Annotated in this window: 21 protein-coding genes and 3 pseudogenes; 1 reads left to right on the forward strand and 23 read right to left on the reverse strand. The window is 49.9% G+C overall.

From position 1 onward, the window contains the following. Nucleotides 1-71: 71 nt before the first annotated feature. The 14 genes and pseudogenes from QZL71_RS11555 to QZL71_RS11620 all read right to left on the reverse strand — a co-directional run. Nucleotides 72-1,514: pseudogene (locus QZL71_RS11555) on the reverse strand (VirB4-like conjugal transfer ATPase, CD1110 family); the annotation flags it as partial. Beyond that, entirely contained in the window at nucleotides 1,489-1,851 is a 363-nt protein-coding gene (locus QZL71_RS11560) for a PrgI family protein (protein WP_294648867.1), read from the reverse strand. The pseudogene QZL71_RS11555 and the gene QZL71_RS11560, both read right to left, overlap by 26 nt. Before the next feature lie 15 nt (nucleotides 1,852-1,866). Then, nucleotides 1,867-2,733, reverse strand: a complete 867-nt coding sequence (locus tag QZL71_RS11565) for a VirB6/TrbL-like conjugal transfer protein, CD1112 family (RefSeq protein WP_294648869.1) — start codon at nucleotides 2,731-2,733, stop codon at nucleotides 1,867-1,869. A 228-nt stretch (nucleotides 2,734-2,961) separates the two neighbouring features. Next, the gene (locus QZL71_RS11570) at nucleotides 2,962-3,177 is read right to left on the reverse strand and encodes a Maff2 family mobile element protein (RefSeq protein ID WP_015565186.1); all 216 of its coding nucleotides are present in this window, start codon (nucleotides 3,175-3,177) and stop codon (nucleotides 2,962-2,964) included. A gap of 133 nt (nucleotides 3,178-3,310) precedes the next feature. Then, nucleotides 3,311-3,394 (reverse strand): annotated as a pseudogene (locus QZL71_RS11575) (Maff2 family mobile element protein); the annotation flags it as partial. Between the two features lie 90 nt (nucleotides 3,395-3,484). Continuing rightward, on the reverse strand, nucleotides 3,485-5,155 hold the full coding sequence (locus QZL71_RS11580) for a recombinase family protein (protein ID WP_008394601.1): 1,671 nt from the start codon (nucleotides 5,153-5,155) through the stop codon (nucleotides 3,485-3,487). Continuing rightward, nucleotides 5,156-5,353 carry a hypothetical protein gene (locus tag QZL71_RS11585; RefSeq protein ID WP_002595176.1) on the reverse strand — a complete coding sequence of 66 codons (198 nt, stop codon included), beginning with the start codon at nucleotides 5,351-5,353 and terminating at the stop codon, nucleotides 5,156-5,158. It lies immediately after the preceding gene. Nucleotides 5,354-5,595: 242 nt separating this feature from the next. Further along, nucleotides 5,596-6,933, reverse strand: coding sequence for a virulence-associated E family protein (locus tag QZL71_RS11590; protein ID WP_008394605.1), 1,338 nt, complete (start codon nucleotides 6,931-6,933; stop codon nucleotides 5,596-5,598). Then, nucleotides 6,902-7,546 (reverse strand): CHC2 zinc finger domain-containing protein, encoded by a 645-nt coding sequence (locus QZL71_RS11595; RefSeq protein ID WP_025544160.1) that lies wholly within the window; start codon nucleotides 7,544-7,546, stop codon nucleotides 6,902-6,904. Before QZL71_RS11595 ends, QZL71_RS11590 begins: the two co-directional genes overlap by 32 nt. 66 nt (nucleotides 7,547-7,612) lie before the next feature. Continuing rightward, entirely contained in the window at nucleotides 7,613-9,187 is a 1,575-nt protein-coding gene (gene mobQ, locus QZL71_RS11600) for a MobQ family relaxase (RefSeq protein ID WP_294648871.1), read from the reverse strand. Between the two features lie 186 nt (nucleotides 9,188-9,373). Continuing rightward, entirely contained in the window at nucleotides 9,374-9,712 is a 339-nt protein-coding gene (locus tag QZL71_RS11605; protein WP_003509323.1) for a helix-turn-helix domain-containing protein, read from the reverse strand. A gap of 525 nt (nucleotides 9,713-10,237) precedes the next feature. Continuing rightward, complete coding sequence (locus tag QZL71_RS11610) at nucleotides 10,238-10,534, reverse strand: DUF3847 domain-containing protein (protein WP_005927679.1); 297 nt, start codon at nucleotides 10,532-10,534, stop codon at nucleotides 10,238-10,240. Continuing rightward, nucleotides 10,527-10,868 (reverse strand): DeoR family transcriptional regulator, encoded by a 342-nt coding sequence (locus QZL71_RS11615; RefSeq protein WP_294648873.1) that lies wholly within the window; start codon nucleotides 10,866-10,868, stop codon nucleotides 10,527-10,529. Before QZL71_RS11615 ends, QZL71_RS11610 begins: the two co-directional genes overlap by 8 nt. Next, nucleotides 10,865-11,053 (reverse strand): hypothetical protein, encoded by a 189-nt coding sequence (locus QZL71_RS11620; protein WP_005927683.1) that lies wholly within the window; start codon nucleotides 11,051-11,053, stop codon nucleotides 10,865-10,867. Before QZL71_RS11620 ends, QZL71_RS11615 begins: the two co-directional genes overlap by 4 nt. Before the next feature lie 483 nt (nucleotides 11,054-11,536). Here QZL71_RS11620 and QZL71_RS11625 point away from each other — a divergent pair, with 483 nt between their 5' ends. Then, nucleotides 11,537-12,343, forward strand: a complete 807-nt coding sequence (locus QZL71_RS11625) for a helix-turn-helix domain-containing protein (protein ID WP_005924756.1) — start codon at nucleotides 11,537-11,539, stop codon at nucleotides 12,341-12,343. Nucleotides 12,344-12,404: 61 nt separating this feature from the next. Here QZL71_RS11625 and QZL71_RS11630 read toward each other — a convergent pair whose 3' ends face one another. The 9 genes and pseudogenes from QZL71_RS11630 to QZL71_RS11670 form a co-directional block, all read right to left on the reverse strand. After that, the gene (locus tag QZL71_RS11630) at nucleotides 12,405-13,367 is read right to left on the reverse strand and encodes a DUF3658 domain-containing protein (RefSeq protein ID WP_005927687.1); all 963 of its coding nucleotides are present in this window, start codon (nucleotides 13,365-13,367) and stop codon (nucleotides 12,405-12,407) included. A gap of 29 nt (nucleotides 13,368-13,396) precedes the next feature. After that, the gene (locus QZL71_RS11635; protein ID WP_005927690.1) at nucleotides 13,397-13,774 is read right to left on the reverse strand and encodes a TnpV protein; all 378 of its coding nucleotides are present in this window, start codon (nucleotides 13,772-13,774) and stop codon (nucleotides 13,397-13,399) included. Further along, nucleotides 13,734-14,006 carry a helix-turn-helix domain-containing protein gene (locus tag QZL71_RS11640; protein ID WP_002593556.1) on the reverse strand — a complete coding sequence of 91 codons (273 nt, stop codon included), beginning with the start codon at nucleotides 14,004-14,006 and terminating at the stop codon, nucleotides 13,734-13,736. The genes QZL71_RS11635 and QZL71_RS11640 overlap by 41 nt, the downstream gene beginning before the upstream one ends. Nucleotides 14,007-14,163: 157 nt before the next feature. Continuing rightward, nucleotides 14,164-14,322: a Maff2 family mobile element protein gene (locus QZL71_RS11645; RefSeq protein ID WP_112121893.1), complete on the reverse strand. Its 159-nt coding sequence runs from the start codon at nucleotides 14,320-14,322 to the stop codon at nucleotides 14,164-14,166. A 137-nt stretch (nucleotides 14,323-14,459) separates the two neighbouring features. Then, nucleotides 14,460-16,226: a VirD4-like conjugal transfer protein, CD1115 family gene (locus tag QZL71_RS11650; protein WP_294648875.1), complete on the reverse strand. Its 1,767-nt coding sequence runs from the start codon at nucleotides 16,224-16,226 to the stop codon at nucleotides 14,460-14,462. Beyond that, a complete protein-coding gene (locus QZL71_RS11655) occupies nucleotides 16,223-16,681 on the reverse strand; it encodes a PcfB family protein (protein ID WP_294648877.1) in 459 nt (152 codons plus the stop codon). The genes QZL71_RS11650 and QZL71_RS11655 overlap by 4 nt, the downstream gene beginning before the upstream one ends. A 29-nt stretch (nucleotides 16,682-16,710) precedes the next feature. Further along, a complete protein-coding gene (locus QZL71_RS11660) occupies nucleotides 16,711-17,157 on the reverse strand; it encodes a DUF3846 domain-containing protein (RefSeq protein ID WP_363912695.1) in 447 nt (148 codons plus the stop codon). Between the two features lie 127 nt (nucleotides 17,158-17,284). Further along, the gene (locus QZL71_RS11665) at nucleotides 17,285-17,710 is read right to left on the reverse strand and encodes a hypothetical protein (RefSeq protein WP_294648881.1); all 426 of its coding nucleotides are present in this window, start codon (nucleotides 17,708-17,710) and stop codon (nucleotides 17,285-17,287) included. A 64-nt stretch (nucleotides 17,711-17,774) separates the two neighbouring features. Beyond that, nucleotides 17,775-17,940, reverse strand: a pseudogene (locus tag QZL71_RS11670) (chromosome partitioning protein ParB); the annotation flags it as partial.

Raw genomic sequence — 17,940 nt, forward strand, 5'->3', positions numbered from 1 at the left:
TCACAGTAGGGTTACTCCAAATGGATAGAGCAGTGTTTATACACAATACATTACGCGACTTCGTGTCGCACCTCTGCTTCCGGGTCGCAGATGATGATATCATCGTCCGTCACGAGGAACGCATTGCAGATCTCACGCTTTGCGCTGAAGGATTTACCGGAACCGGGAGTGCCCAAAATCAGACCGTTGGGGTTCTTCAGCTTTTTGCGGTCAACCATAATCAGGTTGTTGGACAGGGCGTTCAAGCCATAATACAGGCTTTCCTTGCCGTTATCGAACAGTTCCTGCGTGGTAAACGGCACAAAAATTGCCGTACTGCTGGTGGTCAGGCCGCGCTGGATCTCGATCTGGCAGTCTGCCAGCGGCAGGCTGCTCATCAACCCCTGCTCCTGCTGAAAATCAAGGCGGCATAATTCGCAGTTGTGCTTCTGCGCAATGCTGACCGCCTGAAACACGTTAGTTTCCAGTTCCTGCTCAGTCTTGCCGGTGTTCAGGACAAGGAACGTCACCAAAAACATTCTCTCGTTCTGACTCTGCAATTCTTTCAGCAGGGCTTTTGCGTCCCGCCCATAAGTCGCCAAATCAGACGGCAGCACGTCCATGTCGTATCCGGCGCGGACAGCTTTTTTCTGCTCCTCGATCTTGCTGCGGTCGAGTTCGGTGATGGTGTGCTTGATGGTTTTGATGGCCTTGTTCTGGTCAACGGACTGGATGTGCATGGTAACGATCTGGCTGGAATCCATGTCCAGAAAATCCTTCAGCAACTGGTCACTCAGGTCAGAAGCCGTGATATTCAGGAAGCTGACCGCCCCGAAGATGCCGCCCATCTGAAAGGTATGGCTGTTCTTAAACGCCAGTGCAGTGGGTGCAATGGCATCCTTTACGGACAGACCACTGGGCACAAGGTCTTTCCAGTTGAAGTGGAACTTGTTGGCTCCATCCATGTTCAGCATCCCGTGCATCAGCCGCAGACGCTCCGTACCGTCCAACGGCTTTGCCAGAACGCCCAACCTGTGAAAGTTGTTCATCAGGTCGTTCTGGATGTGCTCCAGCCGCGGCTTGACCTGCGCCATGCTGTCGCCCTCGATGCCGTAGGTCAGGAACTTGGTCTTTGTCAAGCCATTGTTGCCCTTGGAAAGCTGCTGCCGCAGCATCTGGCTGTACTCGGCGCGCACATCGTCAAAACCATCCTGCTGGTACGGGATGCGGATGGACTTTTCAAAGTCTGCCGAATCGGTGGCGGTGTTCACAAAGGACAGTTCAAAGTGGATAGAGCTGTCGAAAAAGTTGAGAAAAGAGCACCATTCCTCAAAGATGGCGGTCTTATCCTCCTGCTGCGCCAGCTGATAGTTGATATCCTGATATTGGATGGTGCGGGTGTAGTAGCCGGGACGGACACGGCAGGTGCCGTCCTCAAACATCCGCTGGAACGGAATGCTCTCCTGTGCCGTGCGGGGCACTGTGGGCTTGGGCGGCTTTTTGCCGTCTTTATTCTTTTTCAGAAACGGAATCATGGGTGTCATCTCCCTTCATAAGCAGTGCATAGTAATTGCGGGTCTGGTACGGACGCACCTTCGGACGAATAAAACGCGCCTGAAGGTAGTACCGCAGGATCTTTTCGGCGGGCTGACCGTTCTTCTGGTACATGGCCAGAAAAAACATGGGCAGCATCACCGACATCATGCCGAGGGTAGCACCGGAATTGCCAGCGGTGTCCCGCAGAACAAAGAACAGCGGCACCCCTACGACTGCCGCTGCACCAAAACAGATAAGCTGCCGGGCGGTCAGGTTGAAGGCTACTTTGGACTTCACCTTGCTGAAATCGCGCGGCACGGAAATATAAGCTGCCAAAATTTCACCTCCGAATCAATGGGCACCCAGCAGAGTTTTGGCGACAGAGCTGGTCTTGAACAGCGAGAAGCAGAGCAGCACCGTGTACCCCACGATACTCCAGATCGAGTTGATGGCATCCCCGGATATTGCAACATTCTGGAGCAGAACAGCGTAGATCGCCACGCAGATCAGGATCAGGAAACCTTGAAATCCCAGCGCGAACAGAGAACGAAGATAGTTCTGTCCAACATGGGATTGCTCATGGTTGCCCCATGTTGCCATGGGCACCGGAGCCAGACTGACCATCATGTAGATCTCAATCATTCTTCCGTAGACGATGACGAAAATCACGATGGACAGGATGCGCATGGTGATACCGATGAAGAAGGACTGCAAGAACAGCCCGAACAGTGGTCCTACGTCCATCTGCATCATGCTGGATTGCAGCATCGACAAGCCGATATCGTTGACCCTTGTGTTGCCGCTGATGATGCCGCTGGAATTTGCCACCACCTGCTGAGTCACGTCGAACACCGCCATGATGATATCGAAAGTGTTGGAGATCATCCAGACCGAAATGGCAGTTTTGAAAATCCATTTCATCAGCAGCGCAGGTTCAAATTGTGCCATGTTGTTGTGCTCTGTGATGAGCTGAATCAGCTCATAGCAGGCTATAAAAGTCAAAATCACACCTGCAATGGGCAGCACCACATTCCGGGACAACGCTTCGATCATAGCGAAAACGCGCGGTTCAAAACTGGATGGTTTGGTGCCGACCTGCTGTGCGATGTTGCCCACTTGGGTGTTGACGTCATCAAACAAGCCGGAGAGATTGGACATGATCGCCGCTGTCAGCAGTGACTTGATCCAATCGGAGATTGCTTTGAGAACAGTTTCCACTCAGCGCCACCACCCATCAAGAAAAATGGTTGATAAGGGTCTTGAGCAGGTTGAGCAGAAAAATAAGGTGAGTCAGAATCTGCATAATAGCACCATCCTTTCAAAATAAAGGTGAATATTCGATTTGCAATGCGTTTCCTCTTTATAATAAGAATCCGTTTGCCACGGAGGGGCTGGAAATGCTTGCAAGTAAATATGTACGGGGCGGCAAACGCCGCCCGGAAAAGATCAGCCGAACAGACCGGACAGCAGGGGCACCAGAGTGATACCGATGAGGGCAACGCCGCCGCCAGCCATCAGCTGCTTCATACCCTGGCTCTTGGCAGAGGGGTTATCGCCGCCGTAGCCTTCCATGAGGTTCACAGCACCCCACACGCCCAGACCGGCACCCAGTGCCACAACCAGAGTCTTCAGAACATCCACTGCACTATTAAAGAATTCCATAGTAATCTCCTTTGTTTTGAAAAAGCGACCCTGCACACATCTGAAATCCATTTGTTAAAGCGCCGTAAGCTGCGGCGAGAGTTAATTTACTGGCGTACTTATGGGTCAAACTGTGTTTATTGCGAGGAGCGAATTAGCCGAACAGACCGGACAGCAGGGGCACCAGAGTGATACCGATCAGGGCAACGCCGCCGCCAGCCATCAGCTGTTTTATCCCCAATTAGGTGTAAAACTCTGCTCGATGGCGGGCGGCGGCGTACAAAAAATCTATATGGTGTTTTTAAGAGAACCGTCCCGGCGGGACAGGTCAGGCAGTGACCTGTTCCACCTCCGGGATGGGTTTGAGATTAAAATGAATTTCGATAGAAATGTGTCTTGTTTTATCTTCGTCAATGCGCTCATGCACGACGATTTCTTTGATTAAGCGGTTGAGGGTGGCTGCGTCCAACTCTGTGATGTTGGCATATTCCTGAATGGCTTCCACCCATTGTTTTGCGTCATTGGCAAGCTGGACTTCATCGGACAGCCGCTTTCTGCCCTCGGACACTTTTGTTTTAAGTTCCGTCTGCTCGGTCTGTGTCTTTTCCAGCATGGTGTTGAAGTTCTGCTCACTGATACGCCCTGCAATCATATCTTCATAAAGCCGCATTACCATTTTGTCCAGAACCTCAATCCGTTCCTCGTCCCTTGTAAGGGAGCGTTCCATTGCTTCCCGCTGTTCCCGCTGCTCGGCTTCACAGGTATTGGTCAGGCGGTCAGCAACCGCTTTCCCGTCCATCAGGGCAGCTCTGGCACATTCCCGGATTTTCCGCAGCACATGACTGTAAAGGGTGTCATAATCAATCCGGTGCTGGGTGCAGTGGTTCTTTCCAAAGGCATTGTAGGTCTTGCAGGAGTAAATCTGCTGGGGATGTTTTGCGTTTGTGTAGCGTACCGTCAGAGACTTCCCACACTCGCCGCATTTTATCAGTCCGGCAAACAGGCTGATTTCATTGGTCTGCCCCGGACGCTGGCGGGATTTCAGCTTGTTCTGCACAATGTCAAAGCTCATGCGGTCAATCAGCGGTTCATGCTGTCCTTCCACTACAATCCAGTCCTCCGGCTTCTTTTCCCCAATCGTGCCGATTTTGAAACGGTAGTCCTTTTTCTGGGAAGCAATCGCCCCAGTGTAAACGGGATTCATCAAAAGGTCTTTGATAACGGAAAAGTCCCACATATACCGCCCGTTTTCCGGGTCTTTCTTTTCCCATTTGGTGCGGGTATTGCGAAGCCCCCGTTCCCGGTTCCACCATGTGGGGCAGGGGATTTTTTCTTCCTCCAGCCGTCTGCGGATATAGTTCGGACCATGACCGTTTAGGGCATATCCGAAAATCAGCCGCACAATCGGGGCGGTTTCCTCGTCAATGAGCAGATGGTTTTTGTCCTCCGGGTCTTTCCGATACCCAAACGGGGCAAGACACCCGGTAAACTGTCCTTTCTGCGCTTTCAGAAGATAAGAGGAATGGACTTTCTTGGAAATATCCTTGCTGTACATCTCGTTCAGGATATTCTTGAACGGGGCGATGTCGTTGTTATCCCGCAGGGTGTCGATACCGTCATTCATGGCGATATAGCGGACACCGTTTCTTGGGAAAAAGTCCTCAATCAAATGCCCTGTTTGCAAATAGTTACGCCCCAGTCGGCTGAGGTCTTTCGTGATGACAAGGTTGATTTGCCTGCGCTCAATGGCTCTCAACATTCTCTGTAAATCAGGACGCTCCATATTAAGACCTGTGAAGCCATCGTCCTGATAGACTGCCACAACCTCCCATCCCTGCTTTTCGCAGTATTTTTCCAGCATATCACGCTGGTTTGCGATACTGGCACTTTCGCCTTGCAGGTCATCGTCCTTTGACAGCCTGCAATAGACCGCCGCACGATAGCCCCCGGCAAGTGCTGAACCGATTGTTCTGTATTCCATTTCGTTCATCATAGCCATTTACCCACACAATCCAGACGGTATCTGGCTCTGTTGAACCTCATCTTCATTATACTTCAAATCTTTCTTTTTAGCAAGATATTCTTTTGTATTTGTTTTGCCGTATTTCTGGGAAATCAGGCTGACGAACACATCGGTGGCGTCCAGTTCCCCGTCAAATACGGTTGTCACTTCAATCTTGGTCTTATTTTTCGCCATAGGCAGTTATCCTCCATACATGAAAATAGCCAGACAGAGAACGGTCGGCAACGAAGTCCGGCAACGGGCTTCAAAAGACCTTGCAAACAATCTCAATCTGGCGTTGATTACTATTTATACTTTTCTTTTATTTTTCTGTTGTTTTGGTTGTCAGAGAGGGAAAAAGCCCGGAAATAAGGGATTTTCCCCGGCAACCGGCTCGGCAACGGGATAGCAACGAAGTCGGCAACGGGCTGTCATTTTCAGAATGGAAGCTCCATCTGCTCTGTGACCTCCACAAAACCGTCCATAGATTTTTCGGGCGGGTTGTCGGTGTCCGTTGCCGGGATTTCACGCTCCCAGCCCTTTTGTCTGCCGTATTCCGCAAACATCCTCGGATTGGAAAAGTAGTTCCACCCGGTAATGCACTGGTTCATTATCTCGTTGATTTCCCGGATTTCCCATTGCTTCGGCTCATCAAAGGTGTGGTTTAAGGCTTCCTTGTAGAGCTGCTTGGAGCAGACCGTTTCCCCGGTGTACTTATCAAGGTAAGCCTGTATCATCCCGGCTTTGGTGTCCTCCGGCATAAAATCCCGCTGGTGTTCTTTGAGATACCGCTGCATGGCTGGGCTGAATGACAGCTTGAACATGCCGCTTCGGTAAATCTCCATTGCTTCCGCCCACATCTGGCTGATATAGGCTCTGGAAGCGGCTTCGTCCTCCAAAATGTGAACCTCGGCTTGCTCCGGGTACACCATGACCGGGATAAATCGGCGGTTGCCGGAACGGTCAAGGGGGAGAAAGTCAAGGGCGTTGGAAGTGCCGCCGAACACGCATTGACGGGGGCGGTCTGCCGGGTGAGTTTCATAGGGAATTTTGTAAACCTCTTTCTGGCGGCTTAGAAAGGACTTGATTTCCTCAATGCTCTTGGCATTGGCGGTTGCCATCATTTCCGACATTTCAATTATCCAGTGACCTTGCAGCTTGCGGTACACGTTATCATCGTCCAGCTTCCGCAAATCATCGGAAAACCACTCGTCCCGGACTGCCAGCAGCCGGAAGAAGGTGGATTTGCCAGCCCCCTGACCGCCTACCAGACACAGCATGATTTCAAACTTGCTTCCGGGCTTAAATGCCCTTGTAATCGCCCCCAGCATGAACAGCTTCAAGGCTTCATAGGTGTAATCGTCCACATCAGCTCCCAGAAAGTGCCGCAGACAGAAGCGGATGCGCTCAGTCCCGTCCCATGCAAGGCTGTTCAGAAAATCCCGGATGGGGTGGTACTTATTCTCATTCGCCACAATCCCGATGGCGGTTTCAATCTTTTTCTCACTGGTAAGCCCGTAGGTTTCCTCCAGATAGAGAAGCAGATACTTCATGTCCGTATCGGTCAGGGCTGTGCTTTCTCTGTGAAAACCGATGGGCTTTATGATGTCCTTGCGGTCGGTCAGGATGTTGTAGGCGATTGCCCCGGCAAGCACAGGGTCACGCTGGAATACGGTCAGGCAGTTCCGTATGCTCTGGCGGACGCCGCCTTTCTCGGTGGTTTCCAGAGTTGCCTTTACTTCCTCAACGCTCTGGGGCGGCTGCATGGCGTTCATGGTGTTTTTTAGTTCTTGCTGCGTCTGCGGCTGCAAGCTCTGCCATTCGCTGTTCAAGCTGTATCACATCCTTTCCGTAGTCCATAATCAAAACCGCTTTTTCCTCTGTCTCCCCGAACAGCAGCACATCCAGCAGATATTCCACATGGGCTTGCTTCTGCAAGGCTTCCACGAACCGGGGATGAAACGCTTCCTCCGGGGAGTGCGGGGCATAGTCGGTTTTCCATACCCGTAAGAGGTGTAGATAATCGGCAAGGACACGGAAGCAATGTGCCTTTGCTTCCCGGAACTGTTCTTCCGGGGATTTCTGCCGGGGCTTGGGCTTCCTTGCCCTGCCCGGTGGCTTCCAGTCCTCATAGGCAAGCCCGAAGTCACTCGCCAACTGTGCGGCGGCTTCCTTTTTCCCCAGCCCGTACAGGGCAGCTACAAAATCAATCACATCCCCATCTGCACCACATCCGAAGCAGTGGAAACGCTTGTCCAGCTTCATGCTGGGGGTCTTATCGTTGTGGAACGGGCAGCAAGCCATCCCGTTTCTGTTTACCCGGATTCCGTAATGCTCCGCAGCCTGTCTTGTCGTAACGGACTGCTTCACAGCTTCAAATACATTCAAATCAATTCCTCCTTGTAAAAAAGAAAAGGCACTTATCATTCTCAATCTGAAAATGGCAAGTGCCTGTTAAAGTTCCATATCCTGTTGTTTGTGTTTCGTCTGCGCCGGGGCGTTTTTCTGTGCTTTCTTCTCGTCAGCCTTATCCTGCAAGACTTCTTTGAGGGGCTGCTTCTTGGGCGGCTCTTTGCTTTCCTCTGTGCCGGGTGTGGCTTTCCGTACCCAGTAGCGGATGTCCCGCAGCTTCTTCAAATCTTCCTGCACCTCGGTCAACGGTACTTTCAAGTCTGCGATTTCGCCCACAAGCTTCGCCTGTTCCTGCAAAAGCTCCTTTTTCGTGCTGTCCTTATCATCCGGGTGCTTGGCAAGGTAGACACTGGCTTTCTCAAACCGGGCAACCTCCGGGTGTTCCAGCTTGAATTTTTCCTTAGTTTTCTTGAAAAATATCTTCTGGTATTTCTCATAAACGGGCTTACATTCCTTACAGTCCGTCCGGGCGGCAAGGATAGCGTCAATCACGTTGCTGCGGGTTTCCTTTGGCTTCATCTGCTTTCGGTAGTCGGCGGCAGATTTCCCGGACGTTTCTATAAAGTTTTCCAAATCCTCCACGGTGGAAAGTCCCTTTCTCTGAAGATAGGACAGGGCTTCGCTGACTGCCTTTAAGTCTTTGGAAGTTCCACGGTTTTGTCCCGCCCGTGTCCAGTCGCTCCGTTCTGCCTTTCGTACCTCCATGTACTTCATCAACAGATTGGGAAGAAATACCGCTTCCTCCGCAGCTTTTTCCGCAAGCAGTTCTTTTCGTTTTTCACTAAGCTCGATAATCCAGCCTTTGAGATTTTTAATAAGCTGCCGGATAGACTTCATCAGGCTGTTGGCGGCTTTGATTTCCCGGTTCAGATTTCCGATGTTGGTCTGAATCCCTCGCTTTTCCATCTGCCGGACAGCAGCACCCTCATGGACGGTAGGGATAATATCAAGCCCCTGTCTTTCATAAGAACGGAGATCCACCCGCTCCGGGCGGTTGTTGGCTTCCAGATAGCGGTTCTGGATGATCTCCCATTCATGCCGCCAGATTTCACAATACTTGCGGTCGTTCCAGTCAACCGTATCTTCCTTGTGACTTTTCCATCTGCCGGACGGAAGTTTTATCCGTTCCCCGTTCTCGTCAAGGTCATAAACCTTGCGGCTCTTGGGAAGCCATTTCCCATGTTCATCCATTGCCCGCATAGTCAGCATGACATGAGCGTGAGGGTTTCCGTCCCCTTTGTCATGGATGGCAAAATCCACGCACATTCCTTTGGAAACAAACTGCTGATTGCAGAAATCCCGGACAAGGGCGGCGTACTGGTCGGGCGGTATCTCTCTGGGGATGGTAAGCACCCACCGCCTTGCAAGCTGGGAATTCCATTGCTTCTCCACCGCTTCGGCGGCGTTCCATAAAGTATTGCGGTCTGCATACGACCGTGGGGCATTTGCCGGAAGCAAGATTTCATTGTGGACGATACCACGCTTTTCCGGGTAGTGCTTCACTTCCTGATCGTATCCACAGAACAGCTTTTCGCCGCTCTGGTAGGCAGCGGCGGCAACCGCAGACTGCTGTTGGCTTCGCTGCACAATCGAGATTTCGTTGTGTGGACAGGGCATTTCGTGTCCCTCCTTTCGGTAATTGGTGGATGGGGTGGCGTTTTACCACCTCATTTGGGGCAGAAAAAAAGCAGGAGACCTTTTCAGATTTCCTGCTCGGTGGTGCCGCCGGTGGGCGGCTGGTATTCAGTTTTGAAAGTTCGGGTCAGGGTGGCCCGATGATGAAATAAAATATCTGCATGAAGATTATTCAACTTCTTTTAGTAATTCTTCAACAGAAATACCGTAAAGTTTTGCAAGTGCAAAAAGATTTGATGTGGAAGGGTCGGATGTTCCATTTTCCCATTTTGAAACAGCCTGCCTGCTAACACCAATCGTTTCAGCAACAAATTCCTGCGTCATTTTGCACTGTGTTCTGTGTACTTTGAGTGCTTCACCCAACGATTTCCTCACTACGGATTTTTCCTGCCGTACATCTTTTGAATGGATATATTTGAGTAATGCACGAACAATAAGGGTAAGCAAACCAACAAAGATACATAAGAAAATTATTCCAACGATTATCATAAATACGGTTACTTTCATTTGACCACCTCCTAATGTTGCTGTTAGCTTCATTTCTCTGTACGGATATATTTAAGCAATGCACGAATAACAAGGATAAGCAAGCCGACAAAGATACATGAGAAAACTATTCCGACTACAATCATAATGATGTTTACTAACATTTGGACGACCTCCTTTCTTTGTTGGCTTTATTCTATCTGAATTACCGTGTTGCTACCACCAACTATCAAGCAATTATCAGTTGCATATCGGTTGCACAATGATAGCGTTCTGTTTTTTGACCTTATTATACTAAATTACCGTAGATAAGGATAGCTCGACTGATAAAACTTGCTGGACGGGAACAGCTTGCAGCGCAAGGTGTTTCCGGGCGGCAAGTCCACAAAAGGGTAGCTGGCGACAGCCAGCGCAGGGGAAGCGTAGCGTCCCCTGTATGATTTGGAGCAGACCATGACTGCGGAAAATCACAGCCCTCCGGCGAGGAGCCTTCGGAGAACGCAATGCACCAACCTTTGGGTGGTGTATAATTGCGCCCTTAGTAAACTAAGGGGGTTCCGGCATCTCCCGTTCCAGCAGTTTTTTCAATAGTTCCTGCGTGTCCTGTCTGTGAAAAATGAGTTTCAACAACAGCATGACATCATCATCTGTCAGGCGTTCCGGCTCTTGCAGAAAACTTTCCAGCATACCGCCACGGGTACAGAGCCGGTGCGTCCGTTCCTTTCGGGTAAGCTGTTTCAACTGGTGCTGCAATGCCTTTTCATCATTGATGGCTTTCCGCAGTTTCTTTTCGCTTTTTTCCAACTCCCGATTGAGTTTTTCCAGCTTTGAGGTATCAGGCAAGGGCAGCGTCCTCCTTTCCCGGTATCAGCACATAAATCCGGTTTGGTTCTCCAATGCCCTGACGCACCCGCATGATAAGTCCGGCAGTTTCCAGTTCATTCAGAGAACGCTTGACCGTCATGGAGCTGCGGGACAGGACTGCGGCAATGGCTGTGACAGGGAAGCAGACAAAGAGGATTCCGTTCTCGTCCTCCTGCCCTTTGGAGAGCATAGCGTCCAGAATCCGGCAGTACATGACCTTTGCGGTGCTGCTGACTGGAAATCCTGTCAACGCTCTGGGAAAAGGCATACAGGGCGGCAATGGTGTGTCTATCGTCATAAATTCAAAATTCATTCTGTGTGTTCCTCCTTTTTCTTTGCTCGTTTGGATAAATAACAGGGGCAGTCAATCACAACCGCCCGGAAGCTCTGCTTGCACCCATGCTGGCATTTCCGGCATAATTCGTTGTAAGTGACACGCCCCCGGTCATTGAGGTAAAAGGAAAGCTCATACTTCCTCTTTTTGCTCATTCTCGGCATATTGCGCTTCCTCCCGTTTTAGTGTATGGTTTCGGGGCGATTTTCGGTAAAATTACAGCCATAGAGCCGCTTAAAATCTCCCGAAGTATCAGCGATAGGGTAGACTGTCCCCCTATCAGATTGTTGTGTTTCGGTATCATTTCGGTGTCAGTTCGCCAGTTCTCTCCGGTGTCGTTCCTCCCCTGAATCTCACAGCGGCGTATCGCTCCCTTTGGTACGCTCGTTTTGGTCAGGGTTCCTCCATATCCCTGCCAAAATTCATGGCGCTACATCGCCGGGGAAGCATATCCCACACAGGCTGGTCATTCGATTGGAATAATCCATCGATGAACTACCTGTATCATAGAACATTTTTGTGCCCTGTGCCGTATGTCCACAAAGTAGGAATTAAGGGTAAAAATCAGAAATTTCCACGATTACGGAAAGTGTGATATAATCCAGATAAGCGGCAGCAATGAAACCGTTGGAAAGGAGCGTGTGCCCATGAAAGGAGCAACAAGCATACAGGAACGCCTTTGGGAACTCCGCAAGGACAAAGGCTTAAATCTGGAAGAACTATCAAAACTAACGGGTATTTCTAAATCAGCCCTTGGCAGTTATGAAAAAGAAGATTTTAAGGAAATCAATCATGGCAACCTTATCACGCTGGCAGACTTCTATGGGGTTTCCGTCGATTATCTGCTGTGCCGGACAGAGAACAGGGAGCAGATCAACACGCCACTGACGGAGCTGCATTTGAACGATGAAATGGTTGCACTTCTGAAAAGCGGTCGGATCAACAACCGTCTGCTCTGCGAACTTGCCACCCATAAGGACTTTATCAAGTTTCTTGCGGACATTGAGATTTATGTGGATGGGATTGCCACCATGCAGATTCAAAACCTCAACACCCTTGTCGATACTGTCCGACATGAAATCATAGAACGGTATCGCCCTGGCGAAGATGACCCACATTTGAAAGTGCTGCAAGCCGCCCATATCAGTGATGATGAATATTTCAGCCACATGGTTCTGGATGACCTAAACCTGATTATCCGGGATATTCGGGAAACCCATAAAAAGGATAGTGAGAGTGCGCCCCAGACCACTGTTGCCAATGAACTGAAAGAAAATCTGGAAGCGGTCGAAAATTTCAAGGGCAGCCGTTTGGAAAAACTGGCAGTGCTTTACTGCAAGCAGCTCGGTATCAACTATAAAAATCTGTCAGATGAAGAATTTCGCTGGCTTATTCGGATTCTCCAAAAATCAAAGAAAACGGGAACGCCTATCAACCAGAGGAAAAAACGGTAAAGGAAAACCGCTGTTGCATGGTTTGTTGGATTCCATGTAGCAGCGGTTTGTGCTGTGGTTATTACTTCATTCGTTTTCTTAATATTCGGCGATAATTTGTTTCTCCCTTTGGTGCGTCCTGTATAATTTCCAACACACCATCTTCAAGCATTTTATCAATGCGATTGGAAATCCATACATCACTAATTCCAAGTTGATATTTTCCTAAAACATTACCTATGACAATAGCCATTTTGAATTGCTCTGGCTGTTCCGCAATTTCACGAAGAATGAAACTATCATATATATCTTCTGAAACGCTTTGCAATTTACCATTTAACATTGCACGCAAAGGTGCATTTTCATTTTGAAGTTGATTCCATTTCATAGCACAAGCTGAAAGAAATACAGGATTAGCTTTCTCTTGTAGAGTTATATAGTTTCCCCATTCGCCAGGAGAGACCTCGCCCCATGCTATTTTGGATGTCATAGTATTTTCTTTTCCATATTCCCATGTAGGTAACTTAACCAAATAAATTGTTGTCTGGCAGTTTAAGGGTTGAAGTTGTTTCATAAGCCAATACATACCACAAAGCTCATCTGGATTATAGCTATACCAAATGCGAATTTCTTCCCCAGCTACATATCGTTCAATCACTGAGGTCAATGTAGTTTTAATTTTCTGTATTTTTTCTTCAACCTGATAATCTAAATCCTCTACAAAGCAGACAGACAGCATTTTCTTGAAAACATTTTTCCGCTGTTCGCCAATTCCATTATCAGAAATATCTCCCACACTAAGAGCCATATCAAAACAATAAACATCACAGCTCTTGCCTCCCAATGGAATAGCATTCTCCCAAGCAATGCGTTCTTGTTCCTGTGCTTGAAGCTGTGCTTTTTTCATTTCATCTGAAGATGGAACACTCCCGTCTTCATGCCTCATAAATATTGAAACAGCACTTCCTCTATACTTTCCCTTGCCGTAAGTTTGGGCAATTTTCAAACTTCCACAGGCACTTTCACCAAATACAATTTCAATCATCTTATATACCTCCGATTTAATTGCTCCCGTTATGAATAAATCATCTCATGCAAAACAATTTCTTCTGCCCGGTTATGAATGTTATTGCAACGCTGCACCCATTCCATTTGGTGGGTACGCTTCAATTCCTCGGTTACGCCCTCGGCAGTTTTCATCTGCTCCATGATGGTGTCTAACCGTTCCTGTGCCTGTTCGTTCAGGTCTGCAAGATATGTCCACAATTCCCCGGTCAGTATCAATGTATTCAATCTGGCTGGGTGGACTTCCCTTAAATATTCCCGGTGCATCCGTCCGTACTTTCCGATAGGGCGGTGTTCCTCCGGCAGTTTCAAGTCCGGGATGTAATAATCTCCGACAAGGATATAATCAATTCCGTTTTCCGTTATTCTTGGTTTCAATTCGCTCATGTTCCTTACCTCCTGTGGAAGCAGGCTCGTCTGGTACTAACTCAATCACATCGGTAATCTCACAATTCAGCGTTTCGCAGATACGGGCTAATGTATCCATGCTGATGTGCTTTCCCTCTTTGCTCATGTTGGCAATCATATTTGTTGTCATACCAGCGGCAAGCCTTAAATCCTCTTTTCTCATATCACGCTCTAACAGTGTGTGCCAGAGTGGCTTATAGCTGATGTGCATATTGTTTTCCTGCCTTTCTATCTATACCACCGGGGCGGCTGCCCCGGCAGGAACTTTTCTCTTATTATAGCACCAATCTTGTGAAATCACAATTTATTCTTGTAGCCTGCCGCTGATACCGTCTGGATTGTGCTTTTCCTTTCGTTTTTTGTTCCAACTAATTAGCCATGAACTGCTTCATACCCTGACTTTTTGCGGAGGGGTTATCGCCGCCGTAACCCTCCATCAGGTTGACGGCACCCCACACGCCCAGACCGGCACCCAATGCCACGACCAGAGTCTTCAGAACGTCCACTGCGCTGTTAAAGAATTCCATAGAAAAATCTCCTTTGTTTTGAAAAAGTGACCCTGCACACACCTGAAATCCGTTTGCAAAAAGCCGAAAACCACGGCGAAGGCTGATTTTCCGGTGTACCTGTTGGGTCAATGGATAAAAAATAACCGCTCGTCTTATCAGGCGGGCGGGAGTGAATCAGCATCCACCATGACAAAGGTATCGTCTGGGTGGATTTTTTCTTTTCGGTTCAAGAACTTCTCGATATCGAGGGCGTTCTTGGGGTCATAATCGGAGGTGTACTTATAGTTCGGGTGCTGGATCAGGTCGTACTTGTCGCTCAAAAACGGGCGCACACCCCGCAGTTGCAGGATGCACTTGCCGCCATCCAGCACCGCCAGTTCATCCCGGCTCATAAGTTCGTGGCCGAGTTTTTGATAGTTGGTTCCATAGCTTGGGCTATTGCCACGGGTATCAGAATTGTTGTAGCTGTCGATGGTTTCCTTGCCGAGTGCTTCGGCAAGATCTTTCAGGGTGGTAGGCTCACTGCCGCCGAGGAAAATCTGGCTGTCCATATTGCCCACGATGGTATCCGCATTATCTTTGTAGATGGCTTTCAATTGGCTGCGGGTCTGCAAGACCAGACACGCCGAGATCTCACGGCTGCGGATGGTAGCCACCAGCTTTTCCAGCTGCGGGATTTGACCAATGTTGGCACACTCGTCGATCAGGCAGCGGACATGGACTGGCAGCTTACCGCCGTACACATCATCTGCCTTATCGCAGAGCAGGTTAAAAAGCTGGGTGTAGATCATGGAGATCAGGAAGTTAAATGTACTGTCCGTATCGCTCATGATAAGGAACAGCGCCGTTTTCCGGTCACCCAGCTTGTCCAGTTCCAGCTCATCGTACATGGTGGCATCCCGGACTTCCTGAATATCAAAGGGTGCGAGCCGGGCACCGCAGGAAATAAGGATGGACTTAGCCGTTTTGCCGGCAGCTAGCTTATAAAGTTTGTACTGCCGCACTGCAAAGGATTTTGGTTTTTTCTTACCCAGATCCTCAAACAACAGGTCTACCGGATTCTGATAAGTTTCATCATCTTCCGAAACCTGCATGGTATTCAACATTTCCAACAGTGTTGCGAAGTTTTGTTCCTCAACCGGGGCTTCATAGTGAAGGTACGCGATCAGCGAAACGAGCAAAAGCCGTTCAGCCTTGTCCCAGAATGGGTCGCCGCCCTGACCCTCACCCTTGGTGTTGGTCATCAGTGCGGTGACGAGCTTCAGAATGTCCTTTTCACTGTGGATGTACGCCATGGGGTTATAGCGCATACTCTTGGAAAAGTTGATGGTGTTGAAAATCTTTAGCTTATAGCTCTTTTGTAACAGGGCATTGCCGCACTCAATCACGATACTACCTTTCGGGTCAGTAACCACATAGGAACCGTGACATTGTAAAAGGTTGGGCTTGAGCCAAAACCGGGTCTTTCCGCTGCCGGAGCCGCCCACCACCAACACGTTTTTGTTCCGGGCATTCTTGGGGTCCGGTGGGCGGTTGCTCATCATCAGGCGTTCCGTTTTTGTCAGGATGATATTGTCCTCAAACTTCGGAGCCATAAAAGGCTCGATATCTTTAGGCCCGCCCCACCGGGCAGAGCCGTACTCCATGCCGTGACGGTACTTCTTGGCGTTTTTGCCTTTCAGGTACACCGCCAGCCGCATCCCGGCACCGCAGCACAGACCAATGAGCAAGTCAAATGGGTGCAGGCTGGGCAGCGGATTTGAAAATGCAACCGGGAGCGTATCCATCAGCGATACGATTTTATCGCCCAGTTCCTTGCCCACGGCCAGCCGCCACGCCTCGCCCAGATTGGTTGCCAGCAAGCCAATTACCACATAGGGCAGATAGAGCGCCAGCAGCTTGGAAAGGTTCTTTTTGCTCATAGGCCGCGCTCCTCCTGCTTGTGCCGCACTTTGTCCGGCAGATTTGCAACGGACTGCGCCAGATCATGCAGCTTTGCCAGCACGGAAGGACGCTTGGTTTTATCCAGCACTGATGCCGAATATTCCTTGAATGCTGCGCTCAAAGCGTCCGTGTCCTGTGCCTTGAAGTAGACCATATATCGAGGCGGAGTGCAGGACAGGTCTTTCTGGATGGCATAGTCGATATGATACCGCTTGGCATAGCGGTCAAAATCCTTGATACCGGTTTTCTGAATTTCCACATTGGTCACGCCACGGTTCTGCCGCACCAGCCGCTTCATGGACTGCTTGCCCTGCGAAGCGTGCTTGTCGTACTGCCGCAGCAGAAACTGCATTCCGCGCAACAGGGTGCGGGCAGACAGTTTTGTGGTCGAGATGGCAAGGTTGGCCGTCTTATGCTCGATTTCTTCCTGCATCGTTACCACCTCCCTGAAAGAAACTCAGCTTAACGGTCATGTTCCACCGGGGGCTTGCTCACAGCCTTTTCTGCATCACTCCGAATCGATTCATCCGGCACCGGAATGACCATCAGGCGACGCCCCAGAGGAAGAAAGGCTTCGGGTTGATGGAATTCTTCTTCATACTTCTGCGCCAACTCCGGGGAGAGCGATACAAAGTCCTCCTCTCCCAGCCCCACCACCAGAAAGGTTCCGGCAATGACATCGTACATCAGCCCGTCCTCGTCCCACAGGGCACGGTTCAGCGGCAGACCCATGAGCTTGCCATCATCGTTGTAGACGATGGCAACCGGATCTTCAAAAGGATAGCTTGCGCCGATGGAGCCGCCCACTGCCTGCTGCAAGGCTTTCAGGTCGTTATCGATCTCGACCTGCTGCGGATACTGTCCCGGCGCAATTTTCAGCACCGACAAGGTGTTCTCTTCCATGCGAATCCTCCTTTCCGTTCAGCCCGATTTCGCCGCTTCGTGCCGCCTGCATCAGAGCTGCCACAAAGAAGCCGAAAAAGGCACCAGTTTCAAAAAATGCGATACCGATAAAAAAGTTCAGCATAAGCACACCTCACTCCATGCAGATGCAGGGCAGCTTCTGGTCGTCTGCCATCAGGGTGATGCTGTGGCTTTCCAGATACTTCTGGAACAGGTAGACCTCATCAATAGTCAGCGAGATGACCTCGCCGTCCATGTTGGTGCGAGCCAGAATCACCGGGCCGGTCAGGTAGTGCTTGCCGCCCATCTTCAGCACCTGCGCCGGGTTGTAGCAGAGCAGCAGCGAGGTGTTGGGGATGTTCAGGCAGGCATCGTCCTCCTCAAAGCAGGGCAGAATGCCGGGAGTCTCATCCAGCGTGATGACGGTCAGCTCCATATCCGGGGCAATGGCTGCGAGGTAGACCTCACCGCTGCCCCGGTTTGCCGCCAGTGCAGCGCAGATACGCACATCAATGGTGATTTCTTCGGAGCGGATGGTACGGGTAGCGTTGTTTTTCATAGGCATTTTCTCCTTTTGATTGCAAAAGAAAAAGACCCCATCGGGTCCTTCGTTACGGTATAAGTTAGCGTTCATTCTGCCGCTGCTGTTTGCGTTGCCACTGATCCAGCAGCTTGATGATAGTGTCCTCCATCTGTTTCGGGGTGAAGCTGCGCGGGAAATACTTCCGCAGGGTGTCGTTTTTGATGACCACCTTGTCCAGCTCGTCCTTTTTCTCTTCTCCCATGACC

Origin of the sequence: uncultured Faecalibacterium sp., assembly GCF_900066275.1 — a bacterium.
In the GTDB taxonomy this organism is placed as follows: Bacteria; Bacillota; Clostridia; order Oscillospirales; family Ruminococcaceae; genus Faecalibacterium; species Faecalibacterium taiwanense.